This is a genomic window from Rhizobium skierniewicense (assembly GCF_014196515.1).
Taxonomy (GTDB): domain Bacteria; phylum Pseudomonadota; class Alphaproteobacteria; order Rhizobiales; family Rhizobiaceae; genus Agrobacterium; species Agrobacterium skierniewicense.
The window spans coordinates 55,654-76,817 of the sequence record NZ_JACIDV010000002.1; the positions used below are offsets into that span (position 1 = coordinate 55,654).

Sequence of the window (21,164 nt, forward strand, 5' to 3'; positions counted from 1 at the left end):
TAGAGATATGGCCAGACTTACGACACTGAAGCCGACGCTCGGCACGCTGCCACCTCGCTTGGGTCCAGCACCTGGTGATGAGCAGGATCGCAACAAGCATCGTCAGACAGCAGAGCCATGGCGCAAGTGGTACCAGCTGGTCAGATGGAAGCGGCTGCGCATCCAGACATTCACGCGTGATCTGTTCACGTGCCAGATGGCAGGCTGCGGAAAGATCGAAGGCAACACATCGAAACTCATCTGCGACCACGTCAAGCCTCACAAGGGTGACGAGGTGCTGTTCTTCGATGAGACAAACCTTCAGACGCTGTGCAAGCCATGCCACGACACATTGAAGCAACGAGAGGAGCGGTCGCGAGGCCGTTGGTGAAGCCATGCAGATCGGTATGATTGAAGGTGCAACGCGCATCATCGGCAAGAGCCAAGGTTATCTCGGGCTTCCTCTTCGTGATGAGCTGATCAACTGCACGGTCGGTGGTGAGCAGACGCCGTCGATGACAACCGCATGGTTCCCAACGCCTAACGAGCTTGCGCGCCTCAATGCGGGCGCACCTGTTCATCTTCGCATCCTCGGCGACGCTCACCCACCGGTGATGGTCGATGTTGGCAAGACCCCAGAGTGACCGGCAGGGGGGGCGGGTCAAAAGTCTGGAAGGCCCCTTCCTCCCGCACCCGCGTCCCCCACATCCGGAGATTTTTTTTACCGTGTCTGATGATTTTACCGGCAAGGATGTCGAGCTTGATCTCTTCGGCAAGCCGATTGAGCCCATCAAAGATCGACGCGGTAGGCCTTCGTTCGGAAAGAGCAAGGAAAATCAGGAGCTTGTCTGTCTTCTTCGCGCAGCGGGTTGGACGCAAGCCCGGATAGCCGGGTATCTCCAGTGCGACGAGAAGACTTTACGGAAGAATTTTTCCCGAGAGCTCCAAGAGGGCGCTGACCAGATCGAAGGCATGGCGCTGGAAGTCACGCTCAAGAAAATGAAGTCCGGCAACTCGGTCGCCATCTCGCGGATCTTCGACATCATCGAAAAACAAGGCGCGCCTGCTGTGCCGATACCGAGATCTCCGGAAAAGACCCCGGATGAAAAGCTTGGCAAGAAGGAGGCCGCCGACAGAGACGCCCATACGGCGCATGAAGGCACTCCATGGGCTTCGCTTCTGCAATAAAGGCCGACTGGAAGTTCTCTTGCCCTGATTGGGCAGAGCGCTTGCGGGACGGTCGCCCCATCGTTCCGGATCTTCCGCTTGATCTCGACGAGGGCAACAGAGCGGTTGGCATCTTCGATAACCTTCGTCTGCCGGACGTACCAGACCAGCCTTACATGGCCGATGCTGCCGGTGACTGGTTCCGCGATATCGTCCGGGCAATTTTCGGCTCGATCGACGAGCAGGGCGAGCGGCATGTGCGCAAAGTCTTCGGCCTGGTACCGAAGAAGAATTCAAAGACAACGGGCGGCGCTGGCATCATGGTCACGGCGCTGCTGATGAACAGGCGGCCTCGCGCCGAGTTTTTGTTGATCGGGCCGACGCAGGACGTTGCCGACACGGCTTATCAGCAAGCTGCCGGCATGATCGAAGCGGATCCGTACCTCGCCAAGCGTTTCCATGCCATCGAGCACAAGAAAACGATTGTCGATCGCCTGAACAAGGCGAAGCTGAGGATCAAGACTTTCGACATGAAGGTGCTGACAGGCTCAAAGCCTGCCGGCGTTCTCCTCGACGAGCTGCACGTGATGTCGTCGTACTCCTACGCGTCGCGTGTTCTGGGGCAGATTAGCGGTGGTTTGATCCCGAACAAAGAGTCGTTCCTGATCATCATCACGACCCAGAGCGATGAGCCGCCCTCGGGCGTGTTCAAATCAGATCTTCAATATGCGCGTGGCGTGCGTGATGGCACGATCACAGGCGGCAACACTCTTCCGGTTCTCTATGAGTTCCCGGAAGCGATGCAGATCAGTAAACAGAAGCCTTGGAAAGACCCGAAAAACTGGCACATGGTTCTGCCGAATTTGGGTCTTTCCATCACTCTCGATCGACTAATCGAGGAATGGGAAGAGGCTCAAAGAAAGGGTGAAGAAGAAGAGCGGCGCTGGGCAAGTCAGCATTTGAATGTTGAAATCGGGCTTGCGTTGCATTCCGATCGGTGGATCGGCGCTGACTACTGGGAAGCTGCTGCTGACAAACGCATCACGCTCCAATACCTGATCGACGAGTGCGATGTGATTGCGGTGGGCGGCGACGTTGGTGGCCTCCTCGATCTTTGGGGGCTGGCCGCGATCGGCCGCCACAAGGTAACGCGTCACTGGCTGCTCTGGGCCAAAGCGTGGGCGCAACCTTCCGTTCTCACGCGCCATCCAGAGATCGTCGAAAAGCTGAACGATTTCGAGCGCGACGGTGACCTGGTCATATGCAAGCGTGTCACGCAGGACGTCGAGGAGGCCGCTGCGATCATCGCCAGTCTGCGCGATGCCGGAAAGCTGCCAGAGGTCGGCGCGATCGGGCTTGATCCGAATGGCGTGACGGCCTTGCTTGAAGAGCTTGCAGGTTATGAAATCGTCGATCCGATGGTGAAGGCGGTTTCGCAGGGCTACAAGCTCTCGGCCTCTATCTTCGGCATCGAGCGCAAGCTTGCTGACGGCACTATGAAGCATTGCGGTTCTGGCCTGCTGACCTGGTGCGTCCAGAATGCCTGCGCAACACAGCGCGGCAGTAACATCTACATCGATAAGAAAACGGCCAGCTCCAAGATCGACCCCTTGGTTGCGGCCTTCAACGCTGGTGAGTTGATGGGCAGAAACCCGGAGGCTTCGGGTAACGCAGGTATGGACGATTATTTCCGTGAGATGGCAGGTGCTCAGTGAACGCATTTCGAAAACTTGCCTTCAAGGCGGCAACATCTGTAATGCGGATGCTGTCGATCGAGAATACAAATGGCTGGCATGGAAATGTTGGCGACGCTGGCGAGCATGTTTCAGATTCCAGCGTGTTGTCCCTTTCCGCCGCCTGGGCCTGCGTAAACCTGCTTTCCGGCACGATCGCGAGCCTTCCGCTCATGGTTTACCGGCGGGATAGTAAGGGAAATCGCGAAATTTACCGCGATCATCCTCTGTACCGGCTGCTGCATGACAGTCCCAACTTTGACCAGACGGCGGTTGATTTCTGGGAATTCATCTCCGCGTCGCTTGAGCTGAGAGGCAACGCCTACGCCCGGATCGAGCGCGGGAGCCGTGGCGTTCTTGCGCTGACCCCTGTTAATCCCGGTCTCGTCGGTGTGAAACGTTTGCAAAACGGCACACTTGAGTATCGTTGGTCCTACGAGGGTCGCCATTACATCGAAACCGACAAGACGATGCTGCATATTCGCGGGTTTGGTGGAAATCCTCTGGGTGGAATGTCTACCTTGAACGTTGGTCGCCACACATTCAGCTTGGCGCGCGCGATCGACAAATCGGCCGGCGCTACGTTTAGAAACGGTTTGCGACCGTCAGGTGTTCTGACGTTCGAGAAATGGCTGTCTCCAGAGCAGCGGCAACTTGCCGAAAGCAAGATGGCCGACAAGTTTCAGTCTGCTGCGGACACTGGCAAGCCGATGATCCTTGAGGGTGGGACGAAGTGGGAGCAGCTCACCATCGCTCCCGATGATGCTCAGATGCTTGAGTCTCGTGGCTTCTCGGTTGAGGAAATATGCAGGTTCTTCGGGGTGCCGCCATTCATGATTGGTCATACCGAGAAAACGACGAGCTGGGGCTCGGGTCTGGAGCAACAGACACTCGGCTTCCAGAAATTCACCTTGCGTCGCCGCCTGAAGCGGATCGAGCAAGCGATAGAAAAGCAGCTCCTCACTCCAGCCGACAGGGCTGCTGGCGTGAGCGTCGAGTTTAACCTCGAAGGCCTGTTGCGTGGGGATACTGCCGGTCGCGCGCGGTTCTACCAGCAGATGACATCTATCGGCGCAATGACCATCAATGAGGTCCGCGAGCTCGAAAACCTGCCGCCTGTTGAAGGCGGCGATGTGCCACGTATGCAAATGCAGAACCGACCAATCACCGAGATCGACGAGGATGCGGTGCGACAGTTAATCGCCCAGGAGCGGGAGCAATCGCAATGAAGCTGAACAACACCATCCTGCACAAGTCCAGCGCAGCGCTTTCTCTTACGCAGGCTTTGCCGTGCCTCGACATCAAGGCCCTGAAGGACACCGGCGAATTCGAGGGATATGGATCGACCTTCGGCGGCGAACCGGACAGTTACGGGGATGTCATCGCACCTGGTGCATATTCAGATTCGTTAGCAGCGCATCGCGCGGCCGGCACCATGCCGAAGATGTTCTGGCAGCATGATGCCAGCCAGCCGATCGGGAAATGGCTTGAGGCATCTGAGGACGCCAAGGGTTTGCTGTTGAAAGGCAAGCTCAACATGGGTGTCCAGCGTGCACGCGAGGCTTACGAGCTGCTCAAGGCAGGCGATATCGACGGTCTGTCGATCGGCTATCGGATTAAACAGCATTCGGTCGATGCAGATACCGGCGTCTGGACGCTCGAAAAGATCGAGCTCAAGGAAGTGTCCATCGTTTCTATCGGCGCAAATGACAATGCGACGATCGGGAGCGTCAAGGCTCTCAAGGCCGCGCATCAACTATCAGACAAACTGAAAGCCGGGGACCGGCTGACAGAGCGTGAGTTCGAAACTTGGCTCAAGGGATTGGGCTTTTCGAATTCGCAGGCGGAGCGTGCCGCGCGCGTCCATCTGAAGGGGCAGGGGGAACCTGCCGAAGCGGATAAAACACTGGCGTTTTTGCGAACGCTCAGGGGCTAACCTCAATCCATTCAATCAGGAGAATCCCATGTCGGGACGTAGGCTTGCCGTTTTTGCGGCATTGTCGAGCGCATCTGTGCTCGGCGCAATGACACCAATGGAGCGGGCTGCCGGGCGGTTTATGCGCGCTCCCGATCATGAAACAACGCAGCTCGCCAACGAAATCAAGGCCCATCACCAGAAGGCCGTTGATGATGTGAAGGCGATTGCCGAGGAAGCTCTTGGCAAGGCGAAGGCTGGCGAGGATCTCGGCAAATCCATCAAGGAAAAAGCCGACGAAGCTCTCGTCAAAATGAACGCGCTCACTGAGCAGGTTTCCGAGATGGAGCAGAAGCTCGCCCGGAACGACACCGGCAGTCGCGCTGGTGAAAAGAGCTACGGTCAGCAGTTCATCGAAACTGAAGAACTGAAGTCGCTTGCTTCGTCTCCAAAAAGCGGTGCATCGGCGAATATGTCGGTCAAAGCTGATATGACGACGGCCACGACCGATGCTGCTGGTTCGGCTGGTGCAGGCATCGCGCCGAACCGGCTTGCGGGCGTCCTGGAGCTTCCGCAGCGCCGTCTGACTGTGCGCGATCTGATCACGCCTGGCAGCACTGACAGCCCGAACATTCTTTATGTTCAGGAAACCGGCTTCAGCAACAATGCTGCCATGGTGGCGGAAGGTGGCCTCAAGCCTCAGTCTGACATCAAGCTTACAGACAAGAATGTTTCGACCAGCGTTATCGCTCACTGGTTCCGTGCATCGAAGCAGATCCTGTCCGACTTCCCGCAGATCCGCTCCATGATCGACGGTCGTTTGATCTACGGTCTGGCGCTGAAGGAAGAGGCGCAGCTTCTGAATGGTGATGGTATCGGGGAAAACCTGCTGGGCATCATTCCCCAGGCAACCGCGTTCGCCATTCCGGCTGGCTACGTTGCTCCAACACCCGTGACATCGATCGACCGTCTCCGGATTGCCCAGCTGCAGGCGGCTCTTGCTGAGTTCCCGGCTACTGGTCATGTTTTGAACGATATTGACTGGGCTGCGATCGAAACACTGAAGGACAGCGAAGGGCGCTACATCATCGGCAATCCGCAAGGATCGGTCCGTCCAACGCTCTGGGGTCTGCCAGTCGTCGCCACGCAGTCGATTGCGGTTGGGAAGTTCCTCACGGGAGCATTCCGGCTTGGTGCCCAGATCTTCGACCAGTGGACCAGCCGCATCGAGGTTGGTTTCCAGGGTGACGACTTCGTGCGCAACAAGGTCACGATCCTTGGCGAAGAGCGACTGGCACTGGCAGTCTATCGTCCAGAGGCCTTCATCTACGGAAACGTCAACGCCGCACCTTGAGGCGTCAAGCTCGGCTCATACCGGAGGGTGGCTAGTCCACCCTCTTCATGAACCGAAGGAGAGTGTGATGACGAACAATGTCCAGACATACGACGTGATGCGGGAGCATGAAGGCGACCGTTTCTATAAAACCGGCGATACCCGCGAGCTTTCCCCGACGGACGCAGCCGTCCTGGTCGGATTGGGTGTTCTTGCCGATCATGATCCGGAACGCTTCAAAAGCGCGGATTTGCATGAGGCCGGTATGAGCAACGTGCTGGCACAGATTGACGCTAGCCTCGACGAGCGACGGATTGAGGTCGATCAACTGCTCGCTGATGAAGAAACGCGCCTGAACGACGCTCGCAACAAGAACAGCGACGCCATTCTGGCGCTGGAGGATGACTTGACCAAGGCTCGAACCACCGCCGAAAACGAAATTCTCAGGATCAACGGTGAAGTTTCAGCGGCTCGCGATGCTGCAACGGCTGAAATCACCAAGATCAATGCCGATCTTGCCGCGAAAAAGGCGGAGGCCGAGCTCGCAAACAAGGCTGAGAAGCCGCTCAAAAACAAGGCTGAATAAATATGCATCGTCCAGTCCTTTTGACAGCGCCTGCCATTCTTCCGGTTTCGGTTGAAGACGTGAAGAAGGCGCTCCGGATCGACAGTTCCGATGATGATTCCACGCTTGAGAATCTAGTCCAGGGTGCGGTTGATCATTATGAGGGCTGGACGGGCATACTTGGTATTTGCCTTGTTGAGCAGGAGTGGCGGCAACGCTTTGATTGTTTCGCCCAGCATATGTTCCTGCCGCTCGGGCCTGTCCGATCAGTTTCGGAAGTCTCCTGGATTGACGCGGCCGGCAATCCCTCACTGGTTTCACCAGTTAGTTACACTCTTGAAACAGATGCCGGCGGTCGAACCTGTGTCCGGCTCGCGAATGCTTTTGCCCGCCCCTCGGGATTGGCTGAAAGCGGCGCTGTGTCCATCACATATAAGGCGGGTTGGCCAGTCGTTGACGGCAAGTCGACCATCCCACGGGATCTTTGGACTGCGATTATAGCCCGCGTTCAGATTGGCTACGAGCAGGGCGCGACGGATGCCAGCATGCCGCTGAAAACGATGGAAGACGCGCTCATCTCCAAATGGCGCAGGATCTCGATATAGGAGGCGGCTATGGCCCGTGTGAAATTCACTCAAGACTTTGACTACAAGCCCACCAGTCAATCCACAACGGCCTACTTGGCAGGATGGGAAGGCACTGTGAAGCGAGAGTGCGCAGAGCAGGCGATTGACGCTGGCAAGGCTGAATGGGCCGGTAAAGACGCGGAGGCGCAGCGCGATGGCGAAACCCAGATCAGCGGGTGATCTCTTCCATAGCGTTGCTTTTGACCAGCGCGAAGGAATTGACCGAGGCGATGGCGTGACCGTGGGGCAGTGGATTGAGAAATTCAAGGTCAGAGCCGGGTTTGTTCATTTGCGCGGCGGCGAAAGCGTCTTGGCTGACCGCCTTCAAGGCCAGCATACGCAGGTCATATTTGTTCGCTCTTCCCCGGAGACGCGGCAGATCAATACGGATTGGCGAGTGAGGAACGTTCGCACCGGCGTCGAATACAACATTCGGGATATCACCCCGACTGACGACAGGCACTGGCTGGACTTCCTCTGTCAGAGTGGCGTGGCAACCGGATGACGAAAATCCAGAACCTCGATCGCCTGAAGCGCAAGCTGGCGAAGCTGCCACAGGTCGCAAAGCAGATGATCCGTCAGCAGATGGAAAATACCGCTGAAGAGATCGTCACGATGATGAAAAACCTTGTGGCTGTCGATGATGGAAGGCTGCGGGACAGCATCGGTTGGACGTGGGGTAAAGCTCCAAAGGGCTCGATCACCTTGGCTTCGGTGAAATCCACCGGCGCGGATGGTCTGACGCTCACGATCTATGCCGGCAACAGCGAAGCATACTACGCCCGTTGGGTCGAGTTCGGCACGGCGCGCCATGAAAATGGTGGGCTTTTCGCGGGCTCTATCCACCCCGGCACCACCGCTCAACCATTCTTCTATGTGTCGTGGCGCGCCAACAAGCGTCGCGCTGTTCGTGCGGTGTCCAAGGCAACCAGAGACGCAGCTAAGAAAGTGGCAGCCGGATCATGACGCAAGATGCAGCACACGAATTACAGGTGGCGATCGTCAACGCGCTCAAAGCCAGCGCTGATATTGTCGCTCTGGTCGGCAACCGCATCTATGACCGCGTGCCGACGCAAGACGGCAAGATTACTGCCACTTTCCCTTACATCTCGTTCGGGCCGGTGCAGGACTTGCCGGAAGACGCTGAGTGCATCGAAGCGTCCGAGCTCATAATCCCGTTAGATGCCTGGTCCCGTGATCCCGGCTTCATGGAAGGCCGTAAGATCGCAAAGGCCATCAAGAGAGCGCTGGACGATCAGAGCCTGCCTCTGGCCGACAACGCCCTTGTCTACTTCGAGTTCGACGGGCGGCGCGATCTGCGCGCACCAGACGGCTTGACCACCCAGATTGTCAGCACATTCCGTGCTGGCATCGAACACCACTAAACCCGCCAACACAGGAGGCCGCAATGGCTCAGGCAACCACCATCAAGGGGGGCAAGATTCGTGTGCTCCTCGGCAACGATGCTGAACCCATCGTCTATTCCGCGCCATGCGGTTTCACGCAACGTTCGATCACGATCACCAAGGCATTGGAAGAGGTGAACGTTCCTGACTGCGAAGATCCTGATAAGGTCGATTGGGTAGGGCGTGATGCCACTTCTCTATCCATGGCGATTTCTGGGGAAGGCGTTCTCGCCTCTGAAAGCGTTGATGCATGGCTGGAAGGCGTTGAAAGCATCGAAAGCATTCCGGTTAAGGTCGAGTGGGAGTTTCCGGCGAAGACGATCACTTGGACCGGTCGCATGCATATCGAAAGCATGGAAGTCGGCGCTAACAACGGTCAGCGCGCAACCAACAACGTATCGCTTCAGAGCGATGGCGAGATGGTCCGCGTCACGACGCCGGTCACGCCATAATGCGGGACGGACGTATCGAGTTCGATTGGGCAGACGGGACGTATTCGTTCCGCCTTGCTTGGGGGCAGCTGGCAGAGCTTCAAGAGAAATGCGATGCGGGGCCGTATGTGGTCCTGCAGCGTCTGCACAGTGGCTCTTGGCGCATTGAGGATATCACCAACATTATACGCCTCGGACTGATCGGCGCTGGATTGCAGCCAGCTGCTGCGTTGAAACTCGTTCGGGCCTATGTTGAAGACCATCCACCTATGGAAAACCTCATTCCTGCCCAGGTCATTCTCTCGGCATCCCTGATGGGTGCGCCGGAGGAGAAGGTGGGGGAGGACGACGCAGCAAGTCAAACGGAAAGCAGCTTGACGAACTCCCAAACGGAAAGCTGAGATTTGCTGCGCTCTACGGGACCGGCGCTGTGATCGGCTTCACACCGCAGCAGGTCAACGAGATGTCTGTGTGGCAGTTCATGGCGATGGTCGACGGATATGTCGAAGCCAACTCACCAGATGACGGCAGCCTGACGGCCAAAGAAGTTGATGAGCTTTGGGACTTTGTGCAGGCTTAAGATTTCCCATTGAGAAAATCGACGCACTGCTGATAGCTCTTTGAAAAACCGGCTATGACGTCGTCTTTGTCGACTTCGTTGCGATATGGCCAGTTCGTCCAAGAGAATTTGATGACGGGGTCTTTCTTCAGAGCGTCGATAGCCTTGCGATCAAGCGAGGCGTAGTTATCGCCGTCGGCCACATAGCGTTTCCCCTCTATGAGGAAATAAGCATTCGTCCCAGGGTATGTATCTTCGGTCACGGCAATGCCAGCCGATCCATCCTTGTAGATTCTCACAAAAACATCGCTCATATCTGTGCCGTAGGAGCTCACTTTCTGTGTGGCGGGATCGATCCGCTTCTTTGCCAAATGCGCGCTTGTGTACTGCTTAACGTGACAGGTTTTTGTTCCTCTGGCTTCTGAGGTTTCCATTTCAGCGGTCGAGACAGAGTTCAGCTTGGCCATCTCGCTTTGAAATTGCCGCGTCTTAATGTCTTCTACCGTGCGGTCGTAGTCTGATTGGCATCCGCATAGAGTTGCGCCGCAAAAGACAAAAATCATCATCTTCGAAAACATAGTAATTCCCTCCAACCGCTGGTTGATGATGGAATAACAGGAATCTCGAAACTATGGCAACAGATCTAGAGCGCCTTGTCGTTCAGCTTTCGGCTGACGTTAAGGGATACGAGCGCGCCATGAACAAGGCGATCGGAACCACACAGAAGCGGGCCAATGAGATTGAGCGACGTTTTGGCGCTATGAATTCCAAGGTAGAAAAGTCGTTTGCCGGAATGGGTAGCCGCATCTCGTCTTCGTTGGATAGCGCTCTGAGATCGACTGTCGCGTTGGCTGGTACTGCGCTGGGTGTCAGTGAAATCGTCAAGTATGCCGATGCCTGGACTGAGGCAGGCAACAAGATCGGCGCAGCTGCTGCGTCGGCTAGTGTGCAGGCGCGCTCGCTGAACCAACTGAAAGATGGGGCGAACGGGGCAAGAACCGCGTTCGGTGACTATGTTGACCTGTATGCGAGATTGATCCGATCCGCATCAGGTGTGGCGCAGTCGGAGCAGGAAATCGCCACAGCAACCGACATTGTCTCTAAGGCATTCAAGGCGGGCGGCGCTTCTGCATCAGAGCAAGCGGCAGGCATTCTGCAATTGGGTCAGGCGCTGGGCTCTGGGGTTCTCCAGGGCGATGAACTCCGGTCCTTGCGAGAGAACGCGCCGATCTTGGCTCAGGCTATTGCCGACGAATTCAAGGTTACAATCGCAGGACTGAAAGACCTCGGCGCTGAAGGGAAGCTCACATCGGAACGCGTGTTCAAAGCTATCCTGAATGCACAAAAGCCGATTGAGGCACAGTTCAAAGCGACGAACTCCACGATCTCAGATGCGATGACGCGCATCAATAACGAATTTACTGCGTATATCGGCAATGCAGATTCGTCTGCTGGCGCGACAGGCAAGCTTGTCGAGGCGCTGAATTACCTTGCTGATAACTTCAAAGAGGTCGGCAATGTCGTCATTGAGTTTGTTACCATCCTCGTCGGCGCGTTGACAGGACGCGCTCTAGTCGCTGTTGTCGCTGGCCTCGGCAATGCGGTCGTGGCACTTGGTGCATTCATCACTGCCGTCCGCACGGGCGCGCTTGTGACGGGCAGTCTTGTTGCAGCCCTCGGCCCTATAGGCGTCATAGCAGGCGCAGCAGCTGCCGCAATCTATCTATATGGTGACGGTCTATCTTCGGCGGAGCGGGCTTCCATTGCCACAGAGGCTGCGATCAAAACCAACGCTACGGCGCTCGATGCGGCGAAAGCCTCGTCTGAGGGGTACACTAGAGCGCTTCGCAACCAGATTGCGATGCAGTTGGAGGTGGCGAAGGCCGAGGCTGCCGCAGCGTCTTATTATGCAGATGCAGCGACGGACAGAGCTATAGCATTCACAAGATATTCGAGGATGCTCGGCGTCGAGGCAAAGTTTGAACCTTTCGAATATGCTGCAAACGAGGCTGAAAAGGCCGTCGTCCGAACGGCAAATGCGGCCACCGCTCTGCAGATGCAGTTGGATCAGGTCGATAAGGGTCTGGGCAAATCGCCATCGGGATTCGGTAAGGGGTCGGGCGCTGCGCCAGCAGACAAGAAAAAGAAGACCCGCGAGAACGAGTACCAGCGCGAGATCGAGCAGATCACGAAGCGAACCGACGCCCTTAAGGCCGAGACGGCGGCGCAGGCTGGCCTCAATCCGCTGCTCAACGAATACGGTTTTGCGGTTGAATTTGCGCGCGCCAAGCAGGACTTGCTGACCGCAGCCCAAGAGGCTGGCATCAAGATCACGCCAGAACTAACCGCCAGCATCGAAAGCTTGGCATCTGGATATGCCAACGCCGTTGTTGCCTCCGAAAAGCTTGCCGAAAAGCAGGACGAAATTCGTCAGCGAGCCGAAGAGGCGATGGCGACAGCGAAAGACGTGACGCGAGGTCTGATCGATGGTTTCATTGAAGGCGCGAGCGCGGCTGACCTACTTAAGGACAGCCTGAAAAAGATCGCGGACACGCTGTTGAACGATGTGCTGAACAGCATCTTCAAGGTCAATAATGCCGGCTCTGGTGGTGGATTTCTGAGCGGACTGTTTAGCCTATTCGGAGGCGGCGGATTCGCATCTCTGCCCACGACTGGTCCGGTACCAACCCCACGACCATTCTCAGACGGAGGCTACACCGGCGACGGTGGCAAATACCAGCCTGCCGGCGTCGTGCATAAGGGCGAGTATGTCTTCGACAAGGCAGCGGTTGCTGCTGCTGGCGGTCCTGCCGCCATGGAAGCCATGCGGCGCGGTCTGAAAGGCTACGCCAACGGCGGCGCGGTCGGGGTTTCGGTGCCTTCGTTGCCGAGCATAAAGCCACAGGGGCAACAACCGGTTCAAGTCAGCTTCGCCCCTGTCTACAATGTGCAGGGAAGCGGGCCGGAGATCGCGGAGCTTCGCGCTCAGATGGCGAAGGACAGGGCTCAATTCCCAGGCATAGCAGTCAAGTCAGTTCGTGAAGCTGGAAGACGATCATCGTCACTCTGATAGATTCGTGAGGCCCACACCACATGGCAGAAACATTACCGGTCGGCCTGAGATACGGGCCGACCTATCCTAAACTCATGCGCTCAACCAGCGTGTCGAGATACGGCAAGCGGGCCATTTCCTTCATGGAAACCAGCGATCCGTTCTGGCAGGTGTCTATGCGGGTGGTGGCCTTGAGCAATGCCGACCGGCAGAAGCTTGAGGCATTCATTTCGCGCTGCCGCGATGGCATGGTGACAGTGCTCTATACGCCGAAGCATGTGTGTCTGCCGCAAGCCTATTGGGGCAACCCGACCGCGCCAGCCATTCTCGATACCGGTGTGTTGTCGGCAATCTCCGGCAATCAGCTAACGGTGTCCAGCGTCACCAATGGTCTGAAGCTGATGGAGGGCGACCTGATCGGATTCAGTCAGGGCGACTACAACACCATCGTTCGCGTGGTGCAGGACACCACCGCAACTGGTGGAGCAATAACCATTAAGGCCGAGCCGTTCCTGCCGTCCTACGTCACTGCTGGCGCGACTGTCGTCTTCAAGAACCCAGTCATGAATATGCGCCTGGTGCCGGACAGTTACGACTGCCCTGACGACTTCCGCCCGACGGCAACTTTCACGCTGATCGAGGTGCCGCGCTAATGGCTTTCCCAACACGACTGCAGCAGCTGCTCAATGAGGGCAGGGTGAAGATCGGGTCTGGCGTCAAGTTTGAGTTTGGAACCGGCACATACGGGTTCTTCTCAGGTAAAGGTACGCTCGATTACAACGGGCTGACCTACAAGGGCAATTCGATCATCGAGATTGATGAGCCTGCTTTCGCGCTCGGCACCACGGCAAATCCGGTCACGATGCGGCTGCCCGCACGATCCGATTTCGGCCTGACGCCGGACAAGCTGCTTCTGATCGAAAACGAAGAATACAAGGGCCGTCCAGTCACGCTGTACGACTTCTATTTCGATCCCGACAACAACGCTTTCCTGCACGCCGAGCCGACCTTCTACGGCTACGTCGATACGATCGATCACCGCGAAGAGAACGGCGATGCCTGGCTTGAGGCCAACATCGAAACCGAAGCGATCGACAACTTCCGCGAAGGCTACCGATACGCCAGCCACGAAGACCAGCAACTGGTCTCGGCTGGCGACATGTTCTTCGAACACGCTGCGAGGCTGAAAAATGAGTTCTTCAATTTCGAGTTCAGCCCGAAGTGATGTGAGGCCAGCACGAAACTCTGATGCTGGCGCAGTTGTCGACTTACTGAGGAAAAGCCACGCCGCGGCAAGATGGTCGTTTCCTTTCGACCCGGCACGGGCGCACGCGCTGTTCGTCCAGCACATGCAAAGCTCAAGGTCATGCGTGCTGGTTCTGGATGGCGATATTGGCGTGTCGGGCATACTGATGGCTGGCGTGTTCGATCATCCCTTTGGCGCTGGCCTGTGCGCAAACGAAACGGTCTGGTTCATCGCTGAGCATGCTCGCGGGCGCGGTTCTCTCACGATGCTGGACGCCTATGAGGCGTGGGCGAAAGAGCAGGGCTGTGCCGTGGTTTGCATGGCGTCACTCGCCATCAACGATGTGTCTCGGATCTACGCCCGCCGTGGTTACGCGCCGGTGGAAACTCATTTCATGAAAGCGCTGGTGAGCGAATGAAGAAGCTTGCAAAGGCTATCCGCAAAGACGGGTGGGATCGGCGCCTTGAGGACGCTGTGTCCCTCATGTCGAGCTGTCTCCCGACAGACGTCGTACTGTGCGACGTAGCGGCTGTCTGCGATGCCATCAAGGCCATGCTTTCCATTGCCGTGAAGCCGAAAGGCAGGGATGGGAAAGAGTTTCTTGAAAGCCTGAAACTTGAACCGGTCAACCGGTTCGCTGCCCGTCGCGGCGACGTGGGAGTGTTTTTCTTCGAAGGCCGTTATCTCGCTGGCGTCGTGTCCAGCGCAGGCTTTGTCGTGCGGATGCCTCATGGCGTCTCGATTTTCTCGATCACCGATATCGAGCAGGCTTACAAGATAGGCGCATAGCTCAATGGCATTCATCTCGTTTATTACCGCCGCGGTTACGGCAATATCCGCGTGGGCGGCTGCTTACCCCATTCTTGCCGGCTTGGCGCAAAGCGCTTTCGCTGTTGCCGCATCGTTTGGCATCAACAAGATTTTCGCGCAGAAAGTGCCAAGCACCTCTGCCCAGCTCCAGACCGAGTATGGCGCCAATAATCCACGCACCGTCGTTCTCGGCACGTGTGGCCTTACTGGTCGGCATGTCTATCGCAACAACTTCGGTTCTGGCGGCCGTAACTTCCAGGACGTTTACGAGCTCGCCAGCTTTCGCATCACAGGCGTTCCACGCGTTCGCTATAACGGTAAGTGGCGCACGCTGACTGAACAAAACGCCGAAGGTTTCTGGCTGGTCCCGAACGAAGGCACGAGCGGCGACAACCACGACGATGTGAGGGTGAAGTTTTACTTCGGCTCAATGGACCAGCAGGCAGAGCCGACGTTTATCGCCAATTCGCGTCCTGCCGGCCGGTGGACGGCGGCGCACCGTGGTGCTGGCGTTGCCTATGCCGTTGTGTATTCCGGCCTTCGGCGCCAAGGCAACGGCCTTGCCGCTCCTGCCCAGCTTCTGTTCGAGGTCAAGGGCGCCCCGCTCTACGATTGGCGCAAGGATAGTTCTGTCGGTGGCTTCGGCCCGCATCGCTGGAATGACCAGTCCACATGGGAATACAGCGACAATCCATTCGTACAGGCCTACAATCTGGAGCGTGGTTTCTACAATGGAAACCAGCTTATGGTCGGCAAGGGCGTTCGCGCTTCTCGCCTGCCATTGTCCGAGTGGACGCAGGCTGCCAACATTGCTGACGAAATCATAGACGGCGATTACCGCTATCGCTCGCACATGATCGCCAAGGATGGTCCCGGCGCGAACCACGATTCCAACCTCCAGCCTTTGCTCATGGCCGCATGTGCTTCCTGGGTTGAGCGTGTTGATGGCGAGTTCCCGATTGCAGGCGCACCGCAGGCAGTCGTCGCAACAATTACAGACGACGATATCAAGATTGGCGCTCCAAAGCGGTTCACAGTGAAGCGCAAGCGGACGGATCTGATCAACACCGTGGCAGCCTCGTATGTCTCGCCGGACGACTTCTACGAGACCAAGGACGCGGCAACACGTATTGACCAGTCAGCACTAGCCGAAGACCGCGAAACGCTTGCCAGCGCCATTCCCTATGGCGCGGTGACGAACGTCAAGCAGGTGGACCGTCTGGCTGACATCGCCATCCGTGGCGCTCGGTTCCAGGCGTCGGCTGAAATCACCATTCACCCGCGTTTTCTGGACGTGGTGAAGGAAGGCCGGTGGATCACGTGGGCAAGCGCCAAACATGGCACGCGCACGTATCAGGTGCTGACGCGCACGCTTGGACCCCACAACAGCGATGGCGTTCGGGATATCACAGTCGCCTTGCAGGAAATCAGCAACGGCGTGTTTGACCCGACCGCTTATGCGACCAACCCGCCTGTCATCATCGTTGTGCCGCCTCCGCAGTATCTGGCCGAGGTGCAGAACTTTGCGGCCACGCCCAATATCGTGCAGGCAGAAGGTGGCGGTAAGCTCCCCGGCGTTCGACTGACATGGGACCAGATCGAAGACATCAGTGTTTCCGGCGTCCTGATTGAGTATTGGCCTGTCGCCAACCCAACTCAGGTTTTCACAAAGGCTGTGACCGCCGACATCAGTGTTGTCCAAATCGTTGAAGGCCTGACATCTGAAACCGACTGGCAGGTTCGCACGACCTTGATGGTCGATAATGGCCGCGCCGTATCTGCGTCTGGCATTACGAACTTTCGCACGCTTCAGGCCGGTGGCGATCTCATCACCAATCTGGAAAACCTCGGGCAGGATGTCCGGGACACCATCGCTCTTATCGGGGGCGCGCGACAGGAGTTATTGAACCGTATCGAGCAGATCGGGCAGGCGGTTTCTCTTGAGGCGGCACTATCCCAGATCCAGCGCGACACCATGCGCGCCGAAGTCGGAGGGACCTATGCCGAGATTGAGACCGTCCGAACAGTTGCTGCCACCGAGACAGAGGCGGTTGCCCAGCGGGTAACGACGCTTTCGGCGGTGGTTGGTGACACCTCGGCAAAGCTGATCGAAGAGCAGCAAGTGAGGGCGACGGCGGATAGTGCGTTTACAACCCAACTCACTTCGCTCAATGCAACGGTGGGCCAAAACACAGCGGCGATCGGGACGGAGGCAACGGCTCGCGTCAATGCGGACGGCGCTATTTCTCAACAGATCATCGGTGTATCTGCCACGTTCAATGGCATGTTTGCCGATGGTCTGGTGATGTTTCAGGCTACGGCCACCCCTGCGGGTGTATCTGCTCGGTTCGCTGTTCTTCTTCGGGGAAATACTGGTTCAGGGTTTGTCGAAAGCGGAATGTACATTCAGCTGAGAACCGTAAATGGTGTCCTGAAATCCGAAGTTGGCTTCCTCGCGGACAAGTTCGTCGTCATCAACGGGGACCAAAGCATAGCCGTTTTCGCCATCGAGAACGGCATCGTAAAGATACCAAACCTTCAGGTTAGCCAAGCGCAGATCATAAGCCTTTTCATTGGCGACGAACAAATAGTTCCCGGTTCAGTGATCAGAATAAGGTCAGCATCAACCTCGAGCAATAATGCGCCGGGCTATGCGGAAATATCGTTGACTGTTGATCATGGTGTTCGTGCAAATCCAAGCAACCCAATTTTGATCAGAGTCGAATACACTGCGACGGGCAAGGCGAACCAAGCTCAGACAGTGCTTGTCGGTCCGCATCTTATTGATGACGTCACGGGGGGTGGGTCAACGAACATCTACACATCAAATGCGAACACGGCGGTCGCAGGCGATGCATTCAGAGACTACACCGCTTTCAGAACATTCACAGTCCCCAATAGAGCGTCTACGGTCCTGCGACTGAGGCTTCCATCAGAGAGCGCAATTAACTGGACTGCAATGGTCCTATCCGCGATGGCTTTCCGCAACAATTAAGGCAAACCCAACATGACCACACCCTACACAACGGGCACGGTATCCGTGACCGCTGGCAGCACCACCGTGACCGGGAATGGCACGGGATGGCTGACCGGCGGCATCGTGCCGTATATTCTCGGCGTCGATGGTCTATCTGCGCCAGTGGCAACCGTCGTCAGCGATACCGAGCTTACTCTCGCCGTCGGGTGGCCGGGACCGTCTGCCAGCGGCAAGTCCTATTGGCTGACCTACGACACCAGCATTGGCCAGCAGAGCATCGAAAACACAGTCACCCTGGCCGAGTACCTTGCGCGCCTAGACAAGCCGACGCTCGCCGCTCTGGCTGCTCTCACGCCCGCCGCGAACAAGCTGCCTTACTTCGGAACTAACGCGGTTGGTGCCTTGGCGGACTTCCCGGCTTCGGCACGGTCGCTATTAGGCCTCACTGGAGCAGCAAACAAGCTTCCTTACATGAATGGCGCAAATGGGTATTCTCTTGTTGACTTCCCTGCCTTGGCTCGGTCGCTGTTGGCTCTAGGTGGGGCTGCAAACAAGCTGCCCTATCAGGATGCGGCCAACACCTACGCGACCACTGATCTGACGGCGAGGGCAAGAGAGCTTCTTGCGAGCGCCGACACTAGCACCATGAAGGGGGTGCTCGGTCTATCTGGTGCTATTCAGGTTGTTAAGTTCCGACTCATTACCGCGTCTGGAACATATGTACCCGATGCAAACCTCGTTTACGCTGTTATTGAGGCTGTCGGCGGTGGTGGTGGCGGTGGCGCAGGTGTAAGTAATTCATCCGACCTCACAATCGGAGCGGGCGGCGGGGCTAGCGAATACTCGATTGCCGTCAAATCCAAAGCTGATTTATCACCAAGCCAACCTGTGACGATTGGCGCGGGAGGGTTGGCCGGAGCAAATGGGGGTAATACGTCTCTAGGAAGCCTGGTCGTGGCAATAGGTGGTAACGGTGGTGGAGCCGCAACTGGTGCAGGCAGTACCGGCCCGGGGGCATTTGGCGGAACAGGCGGAGTCGGAGATTTGCGGGTCCCCGGCCAATCGGGAACAGGTGGAAACACTGTCGTTGGCTCCGGGGGCGCTGTGACGCGTGTCAACAGCGGATCAGGTGGAAGTGGAAGATTTGGATCGGGTGGGCGGCACAATGTTGGTTCAGTGGGCCAAGCTGGGCAGGGGTATGGCTCTGGTGGAGGTCCCGGTGGCGTCTTCCAATCAACTGCCACTGTAAACGGAGGTCCCGGTGCTCCGGGTCTTGTGTTCATAACCGAATATTGCACGGCTTGAGGATTATGCGCATGACTATTTATGTGAAAGTCGCAGATGGTATCGTAACGGATAGAGCTATATTTGACGGTCCCGTACCGGATGATTTTCCAGATCACAAGTCTTGGATTGCGCAACAAGATGCGCAAATAGGATGGAGTTTTACGGACGGCCAGTTCACACCCCCGCATACACCTGCTCCGGATCTTGAAGAGGTAAAGCGCAATCTCAAAATCCAGATCGATGACGATGCTGAGGCGGCACGTTGTCAGTACATCACGCCCGGCGCTGGTCAGGCAATGACCTACCAGCGCAAGGTTGATGAGGCAAAGCTGGCCGTTCTTGAAAATGATCCGCAGTCCGCAGATTACCCGATGCTTGCGGCGTCACTTGGCATAGATGGCGACGCCATCAAGGATATCGCCCTGCTGGTTCTGGCTATGGACGCGCAGTGGGCCATCATCGGCAGTGCTATCGAGCGCGCTCGGCAGACAGCAAAAGAGGCGGTGAATGCCTCTGAAACGGTCGAGGCGGTTCAGATCGCCGCGCAAGTCGTCTGGCCTTAATCCGTTAGGCAACTAACCCCACCACAAAATCAGGAGACCACCATGGCGACTGTACGCGACGTACAGCGGCATCCGCATGCCTCCCAACGGCACTCGATCGTGCTGAGCTAAACCTACATCAGAGGACATTTTTATGCTCGTCCAGAATTGGCGGCAGGTGCTGAAACGCGCCTGGTCTGTCCGCCTCATGATCATTGCTGCCGTCTTGTCGGGTCTGGAAGTCGCGCTTCCGCTGATCGATGGCTTTGTCGAAATCCCCCCTGGCGTCTTTGCTGCACTCTCCGGCCTTACGGTGGCCGGGGCTTTCACGGCGCGCCTTCTCGTTCAGAAAGGAATTCCTAATGCCGATAAACAAGATCGCTCCGACGAAGCGCGGTAAAGCGGCGATCGCCACTGTGCTCGCGGGGATCGCTGCCGGCAGCTATGCTGCTTACGATCGCTACGCCACCTATGGCAAGATGGACCCCGCTGTCATTGTTTCCGTCGAAAAAGCAATTATTCCGTGGGAGGGGCTGGTCCTGAAATCTCACTGGGACCCGTTCGCCAAGATCTGGGACATTTGCTACGGGGAGACCAAGGGGATTGGCCCCGGCATGACGAAGACGAGAGCAGAGTGCAAGGATATGCTGCTTCGTCGTGTTCATGATGACTATTACCAGGTCATCGTGCAGTGCTCTCCCAACCTTTCCAAATCCCCCATCAGTGTTCGCGCCTCGATGATCTCCGGATCTTACAATTTCGGCGTGGGTGCCTGGTGCAGATCCACTGCCAAGGCCCGGATCGAAGCTGGGCAGTGGCGCGCGGCATGTGAAGCCCAGACGGCGTTCAATCGCGCCGGCGGGCAGATCGTGCGGGGACTGGTCAATCGGCGTGAGATGGGGGACGCACAGCGGATCGGTGAAGCCGAGCTTTGCGTGAGCGGACTATGAGCTCCTTCCTGACCAGCACGATCGGGCGGGTGATCTCTGCCGTCATTCTTCTCCTCATTGCTTTTGTCGGCTTCCGGATCTGGCTGGCCGCGCACGACGACGCGCTGCTGAGTGGTTACGTGCTGCTTTCAGAAAAGACAGCCGCTGAAGCGAAGATCACTGAGCTCGAGCGACAGCGCAATGCTGCTGCCCAGGCTGTCGAAGAATACCGGAAGCGCGCCATGGCCGACGCGCTGACGCAACAGAAGCTCGAAGCCCAACTTGAACAGGCGATCAAAGATGACAATCAGAATGTTTATGATGGCGATTACCGCTGGAGCGATGCAGATCGTCTCTGGCTGTGCCGGCAAAGAGGCGCGGCTGATTGCGGCGGCTAACACCCAGGGCAAAACAGCGGCCGGCGTGAACCTGCCTGATCTGCCGGATGAGTGCCGGCAGAAGATGGCGCGCGTCGTGCCGAAGTATGGGGCCGAAAAGCCCCGGAATACCCAGCTGCGATGGGAGTTCTCTGCCGACGCAGTGGACGCAAGGACGGGCCGATGTGCCGGGTTCTATGACGGCGTGAAAACACGCTTCGGTGCGAAAT

Annotated in this window: 28 protein-coding genes; 27 read left to right on the top strand and 1 reads right to left on the bottom strand. The window is 57.2% G+C overall.

Translation table 11 applies throughout. From position 1 onward, the window contains the following. Positions 1-7: 7 nt before the first annotated feature. The 16 genes from GGQ73_RS02990 (at position 8) to GGQ73_RS03065 (ending at position 9,735) form a co-directional block, all read left to right on the top strand. On the top strand, positions 8-370 hold the full coding sequence (locus GGQ73_RS02990) for an HNH endonuclease (protein ID WP_183893883.1): 363 nt from the start codon (positions 8-10) through the stop codon (positions 368-370). A gap of 4 nt (positions 371-374) precedes the next feature. Beyond that, positions 375-623, top strand: coding sequence for a hypothetical protein (locus GGQ73_RS02995; RefSeq protein ID WP_183893885.1), 249 nt, complete (start codon positions 375-377; stop codon positions 621-623). 82 nt (positions 624-705) lie between these two features. Continuing rightward, the gene (locus GGQ73_RS03000) at positions 706-1,167 is read left to right on the top strand and encodes a hypothetical protein (protein ID WP_183893887.1); all 462 of its coding nucleotides are present in this window, start codon (positions 706-708) and stop codon (positions 1,165-1,167) included. Next, positions 1,146-2,861, top strand: coding sequence for a terminase large subunit (locus GGQ73_RS03005; RefSeq protein WP_183893889.1), 1,716 nt, complete (start codon positions 1,146-1,148; stop codon positions 2,859-2,861). Before GGQ73_RS03000 ends, GGQ73_RS03005 begins: the two co-directional genes overlap by 22 nt. A 41-nt stretch (positions 2,862-2,902) precedes the next feature. Beyond that, on the top strand, positions 2,903-4,108 hold the full coding sequence (locus GGQ73_RS03010) for a phage portal protein (RefSeq protein ID WP_183894430.1): 1,206 nt from the start codon (positions 2,903-2,905) through the stop codon (positions 4,106-4,108). Further along, positions 4,105-4,815 carry an HK97 family phage prohead protease gene (locus GGQ73_RS03015; RefSeq protein WP_183893891.1) on the top strand — a complete coding sequence of 237 codons (711 nt, stop codon included), beginning with the start codon at positions 4,105-4,107 and terminating at the stop codon, positions 4,813-4,815. Before GGQ73_RS03010 ends, GGQ73_RS03015 begins: the two co-directional genes overlap by 4 nt. 28 nt (positions 4,816-4,843) lie before the next feature. Further along, on the top strand, positions 4,844-6,148 hold the full coding sequence (locus tag GGQ73_RS03020; protein WP_234910868.1) for a phage major capsid protein: 1,305 nt from the start codon (positions 4,844-4,846) through the stop codon (positions 6,146-6,148). A 67-nt stretch (positions 6,149-6,215) separates the two neighbouring features. Then, positions 6,216-6,713, top strand: coding sequence for a hypothetical protein (locus tag GGQ73_RS03025; RefSeq protein WP_183893893.1), 498 nt, complete (start codon positions 6,216-6,218; stop codon positions 6,711-6,713). Positions 6,714-6,715: 2 nt separating this feature from the next. After that, on the top strand, positions 6,716-7,297 hold the full coding sequence (locus GGQ73_RS03030; RefSeq protein WP_183893895.1) for a head-tail connector protein: 582 nt from the start codon (positions 6,716-6,718) through the stop codon (positions 7,295-7,297). A 9-nt stretch (positions 7,298-7,306) separates the two neighbouring features. Next, positions 7,307-7,498 (top strand): hypothetical protein, encoded by a 192-nt coding sequence (locus GGQ73_RS03035; RefSeq protein WP_183893897.1) that lies wholly within the window; start codon positions 7,307-7,309, stop codon positions 7,496-7,498. Further along, positions 7,473-7,823, top strand: a complete 351-nt coding sequence (locus GGQ73_RS03040; RefSeq protein WP_183893899.1) for a phage head closure protein — start codon at positions 7,473-7,475, stop codon at positions 7,821-7,823. The genes GGQ73_RS03035 and GGQ73_RS03040 overlap by 26 nt, the downstream gene beginning before the upstream one ends. Continuing rightward, on the top strand, positions 7,820-8,284 hold the full coding sequence (locus GGQ73_RS03045; RefSeq protein ID WP_183893901.1) for an HK97 gp10 family phage protein: 465 nt from the start codon (positions 7,820-7,822) through the stop codon (positions 8,282-8,284). Before GGQ73_RS03040 ends, GGQ73_RS03045 begins: the two co-directional genes overlap by 4 nt. Continuing rightward, positions 8,281-8,703: a DUF3168 domain-containing protein gene (locus GGQ73_RS03050; protein ID WP_183893903.1), complete on the top strand. Its 423-nt coding sequence runs from the start codon at positions 8,281-8,283 to the stop codon at positions 8,701-8,703. The genes GGQ73_RS03045 and GGQ73_RS03050 overlap by 4 nt, the downstream gene beginning before the upstream one ends. 23 nt (positions 8,704-8,726) lie before the next feature. Further along, complete coding sequence (locus tag GGQ73_RS03055) at positions 8,727-9,176, top strand: phage tail tube protein (protein ID WP_183893905.1); 450 nt, start codon at positions 8,727-8,729, stop codon at positions 9,174-9,176. Continuing rightward, positions 9,176-9,556 (top strand): gene transfer agent family protein, encoded by a 381-nt coding sequence (locus GGQ73_RS03060; RefSeq protein WP_210290028.1) that lies wholly within the window; start codon positions 9,176-9,178, stop codon positions 9,554-9,556. The genes GGQ73_RS03055 and GGQ73_RS03060 overlap by 1 nt, the downstream gene beginning before the upstream one ends. Positions 9,557-9,585: 29 nt before the next feature. Beyond that, complete coding sequence (locus tag GGQ73_RS03065; RefSeq protein ID WP_183894483.1) at positions 9,586-9,735, top strand: hypothetical protein; 150 nt, start codon at positions 9,586-9,588, stop codon at positions 9,733-9,735. Here the strand turns inward: GGQ73_RS03065 and GGQ73_RS03070 are convergent. Beyond that, positions 9,732-10,292 (bottom strand): hypothetical protein, encoded by a 561-nt coding sequence (locus GGQ73_RS03070; protein ID WP_183893907.1) that lies wholly within the window; start codon positions 10,290-10,292, stop codon positions 9,732-9,734. The genes GGQ73_RS03065 and GGQ73_RS03070 overlap by 4 nt on opposite strands. A 53-nt stretch (positions 10,293-10,345) precedes the next feature. Between GGQ73_RS03070 and GGQ73_RS03075 the strand changes: the two genes are divergently transcribed. From GGQ73_RS03075 to GGQ73_RS03125, 11 genes are all read left to right on the top strand, one after another. Then, positions 10,346-12,784 (top strand): tape measure protein, encoded by a 2,439-nt coding sequence (locus GGQ73_RS03075; protein WP_183893909.1) that lies wholly within the window; start codon positions 10,346-10,348, stop codon positions 12,782-12,784. A gap of 23 nt (positions 12,785-12,807) precedes the next feature. Next, a complete protein-coding gene (locus tag GGQ73_RS03080) occupies positions 12,808-13,419 on the top strand; it encodes a hypothetical protein (RefSeq protein WP_183893911.1) in 612 nt (203 codons plus the stop codon). Further along, positions 13,419-13,991: a hypothetical protein gene (locus GGQ73_RS03085; protein ID WP_183893913.1), complete on the top strand. Its 573-nt coding sequence runs from the start codon at positions 13,419-13,421 to the stop codon at positions 13,989-13,991. Before GGQ73_RS03080 ends, GGQ73_RS03085 begins: the two co-directional genes overlap by 1 nt. Before the next feature lie 145 nt (positions 13,992-14,136). Then, on the top strand, positions 14,137-14,430 hold the full coding sequence (locus GGQ73_RS03090; RefSeq protein WP_234910869.1) for a GNAT family N-acetyltransferase: 294 nt from the start codon (positions 14,137-14,139) through the stop codon (positions 14,428-14,430). Next, positions 14,427-14,801 (top strand): DUF6950 family protein, encoded by a 375-nt coding sequence (locus GGQ73_RS03095; RefSeq protein WP_183893915.1) that lies wholly within the window; start codon positions 14,427-14,429, stop codon positions 14,799-14,801. Before GGQ73_RS03090 ends, GGQ73_RS03095 begins: the two co-directional genes overlap by 4 nt. Positions 14,802-14,805: 4 nt before the next feature. Further along, complete coding sequence (locus tag GGQ73_RS03100) at positions 14,806-17,817, top strand: phage tail tip fiber protein (RefSeq protein ID WP_183893917.1); 3,012 nt, start codon at positions 14,806-14,808, stop codon at positions 17,815-17,817. 12 nt (positions 17,818-17,829) lie between these two features. Then, positions 17,830-19,104, top strand: coding sequence for a glycine-rich domain-containing protein (locus tag GGQ73_RS03105; protein ID WP_183893919.1), 1,275 nt, complete (start codon positions 17,830-17,832; stop codon positions 19,102-19,104). Positions 19,105-19,115: 11 nt separating this feature from the next. After that, positions 19,116-19,649: a hypothetical protein gene (locus GGQ73_RS03110; RefSeq protein WP_183893920.1), complete on the top strand. Its 534-nt coding sequence runs from the start codon at positions 19,116-19,118 to the stop codon at positions 19,647-19,649. 133 nt (positions 19,650-19,782) lie between these two features. Further along, positions 19,783-20,028, top strand: coding sequence for a DUF7940 domain-containing protein (locus GGQ73_RS03115; protein ID WP_149895978.1), 246 nt, complete (start codon positions 19,783-19,785; stop codon positions 20,026-20,028). Further along, positions 19,991-20,578, top strand: coding sequence for a lysozyme (locus GGQ73_RS03120; protein WP_183893923.1), 588 nt, complete (start codon positions 19,991-19,993; stop codon positions 20,576-20,578). Before GGQ73_RS03115 ends, GGQ73_RS03120 begins: the two co-directional genes overlap by 38 nt. Next, positions 20,575-20,955: a hypothetical protein gene (locus GGQ73_RS03125; protein ID WP_183894485.1), complete on the top strand. Its 381-nt coding sequence runs from the start codon at positions 20,575-20,577 to the stop codon at positions 20,953-20,955. The genes GGQ73_RS03120 and GGQ73_RS03125 overlap by 4 nt, the downstream gene beginning before the upstream one ends. Positions 20,956-21,164 lie beyond the last annotated feature (209 nt).

Bases quoted from the DNA above. Each gene is read 5' to 3' on its own strand.
- GGQ73_RS03030 (WP_183893895.1), top strand. From the start codon at position 6,716: ATGCATCGTCCAGTCCTTTTGACAGCGCCTGCCATTCTTCCGGTTTCG.
- GGQ73_RS03110 (WP_183893920.1), top strand. From the start codon at position 19,116: ATGACTATTTATGTGAAAGTCGCAGATGGTATCGTAACGGATAGAGCT.
- GGQ73_RS03115 (WP_149895978.1), top strand. From the start codon at position 19,783: ATGCTCGTCCAGAATTGGCGGCAGGTGCTGAAACGCGCCTGGTCTGTC.
- GGQ73_RS03055 (WP_183893905.1), top strand. From the start codon at position 8,727: ATGGCTCAGGCAACCACCATCAAGGGGGGCAAGATTCGTGTGCTCCTC.
- GGQ73_RS03020 (WP_234910868.1), top strand. From the start codon at position 4,844: ATGTCGGGACGTAGGCTTGCCGTTTTTGCGGCATTGTCGAGCGCATCT.
- GGQ73_RS03045 (WP_183893901.1), top strand. From the start codon at position 7,820: ATGACGAAAATCCAGAACCTCGATCGCCTGAAGCGCAAGCTGGCGAAG.
- GGQ73_RS03060 (WP_210290028.1), top strand. From the start codon at position 9,176: ATGCGGGACGGACGTATCGAGTTCGATTGGGCAGACGGGACGTATTCG.
- GGQ73_RS03040 (WP_183893899.1), top strand. From the start codon at position 7,473: ATGGCGAAACCCAGATCAGCGGGTGATCTCTTCCATAGCGTTGCTTTT.
- GGQ73_RS03010 (WP_183894430.1), top strand. From the start codon at position 2,903: ATGCGGATGCTGTCGATCGAGAATACAAATGGCTGGCATGGAAATGTT.
- GGQ73_RS03120 (WP_183893923.1), top strand. From the start codon at position 19,991: ATGCCGATAAACAAGATCGCTCCGACGAAGCGCGGTAAAGCGGCGATC.
- GGQ73_RS03085 (WP_183893913.1), top strand. From the start codon at position 13,419: ATGGCTTTCCCAACACGACTGCAGCAGCTGCTCAATGAGGGCAGGGTG.
- GGQ73_RS02995 (WP_183893885.1), top strand. From the start codon at position 375: ATGCAGATCGGTATGATTGAAGGTGCAACGCGCATCATCGGCAAGAGC.
- GGQ73_RS03100 (WP_183893917.1), top strand. From the start codon at position 14,806: ATGGCATTCATCTCGTTTATTACCGCCGCGGTTACGGCAATATCCGCG.
- GGQ73_RS03005 (WP_183893889.1), top strand. From the start codon at position 1,146: ATGGGCTTCGCTTCTGCAATAAAGGCCGACTGGAAGTTCTCTTGCCCT.
- GGQ73_RS02990 (WP_183893883.1), top strand. From the start codon at position 8: ATGGCCAGACTTACGACACTGAAGCCGACGCTCGGCACGCTGCCACCT.
- GGQ73_RS03025 (WP_183893893.1), top strand. From the start codon at position 6,216: ATGACGAACAATGTCCAGACATACGACGTGATGCGGGAGCATGAAGGC.
- GGQ73_RS03105 (WP_183893919.1), top strand. From the start codon at position 17,830: ATGACCACACCCTACACAACGGGCACGGTATCCGTGACCGCTGGCAGC.
- GGQ73_RS03015 (WP_183893891.1), top strand. From the start codon at position 4,105: ATGAAGCTGAACAACACCATCCTGCACAAGTCCAGCGCAGCGCTTTCT.
- GGQ73_RS03125 (WP_183894485.1), top strand. From the start codon at position 20,575: ATGAGCTCCTTCCTGACCAGCACGATCGGGCGGGTGATCTCTGCCGTC.
- GGQ73_RS03050 (WP_183893903.1), top strand. From the start codon at position 8,281: ATGACGCAAGATGCAGCACACGAATTACAGGTGGCGATCGTCAACGCG.
- GGQ73_RS03095 (WP_183893915.1), top strand. From the start codon at position 14,427: ATGAAGAAGCTTGCAAAGGCTATCCGCAAAGACGGGTGGGATCGGCGC.
- GGQ73_RS03075 (WP_183893909.1), top strand. From the start codon at position 10,346: ATGGCAACAGATCTAGAGCGCCTTGTCGTTCAGCTTTCGGCTGACGTT.
- GGQ73_RS03070 (WP_183893907.1), bottom strand. From the start codon at position 10,292: ATGTTTTCGAAGATGATGATTTTTGTCTTTTGCGGCGCAACTCTATGC.
- GGQ73_RS03080 (WP_183893911.1), top strand. From the start codon at position 12,808: ATGGCAGAAACATTACCGGTCGGCCTGAGATACGGGCCGACCTATCCT.
- GGQ73_RS03035 (WP_183893897.1), top strand. From the start codon at position 7,307: ATGGCCCGTGTGAAATTCACTCAAGACTTTGACTACAAGCCCACCAGT.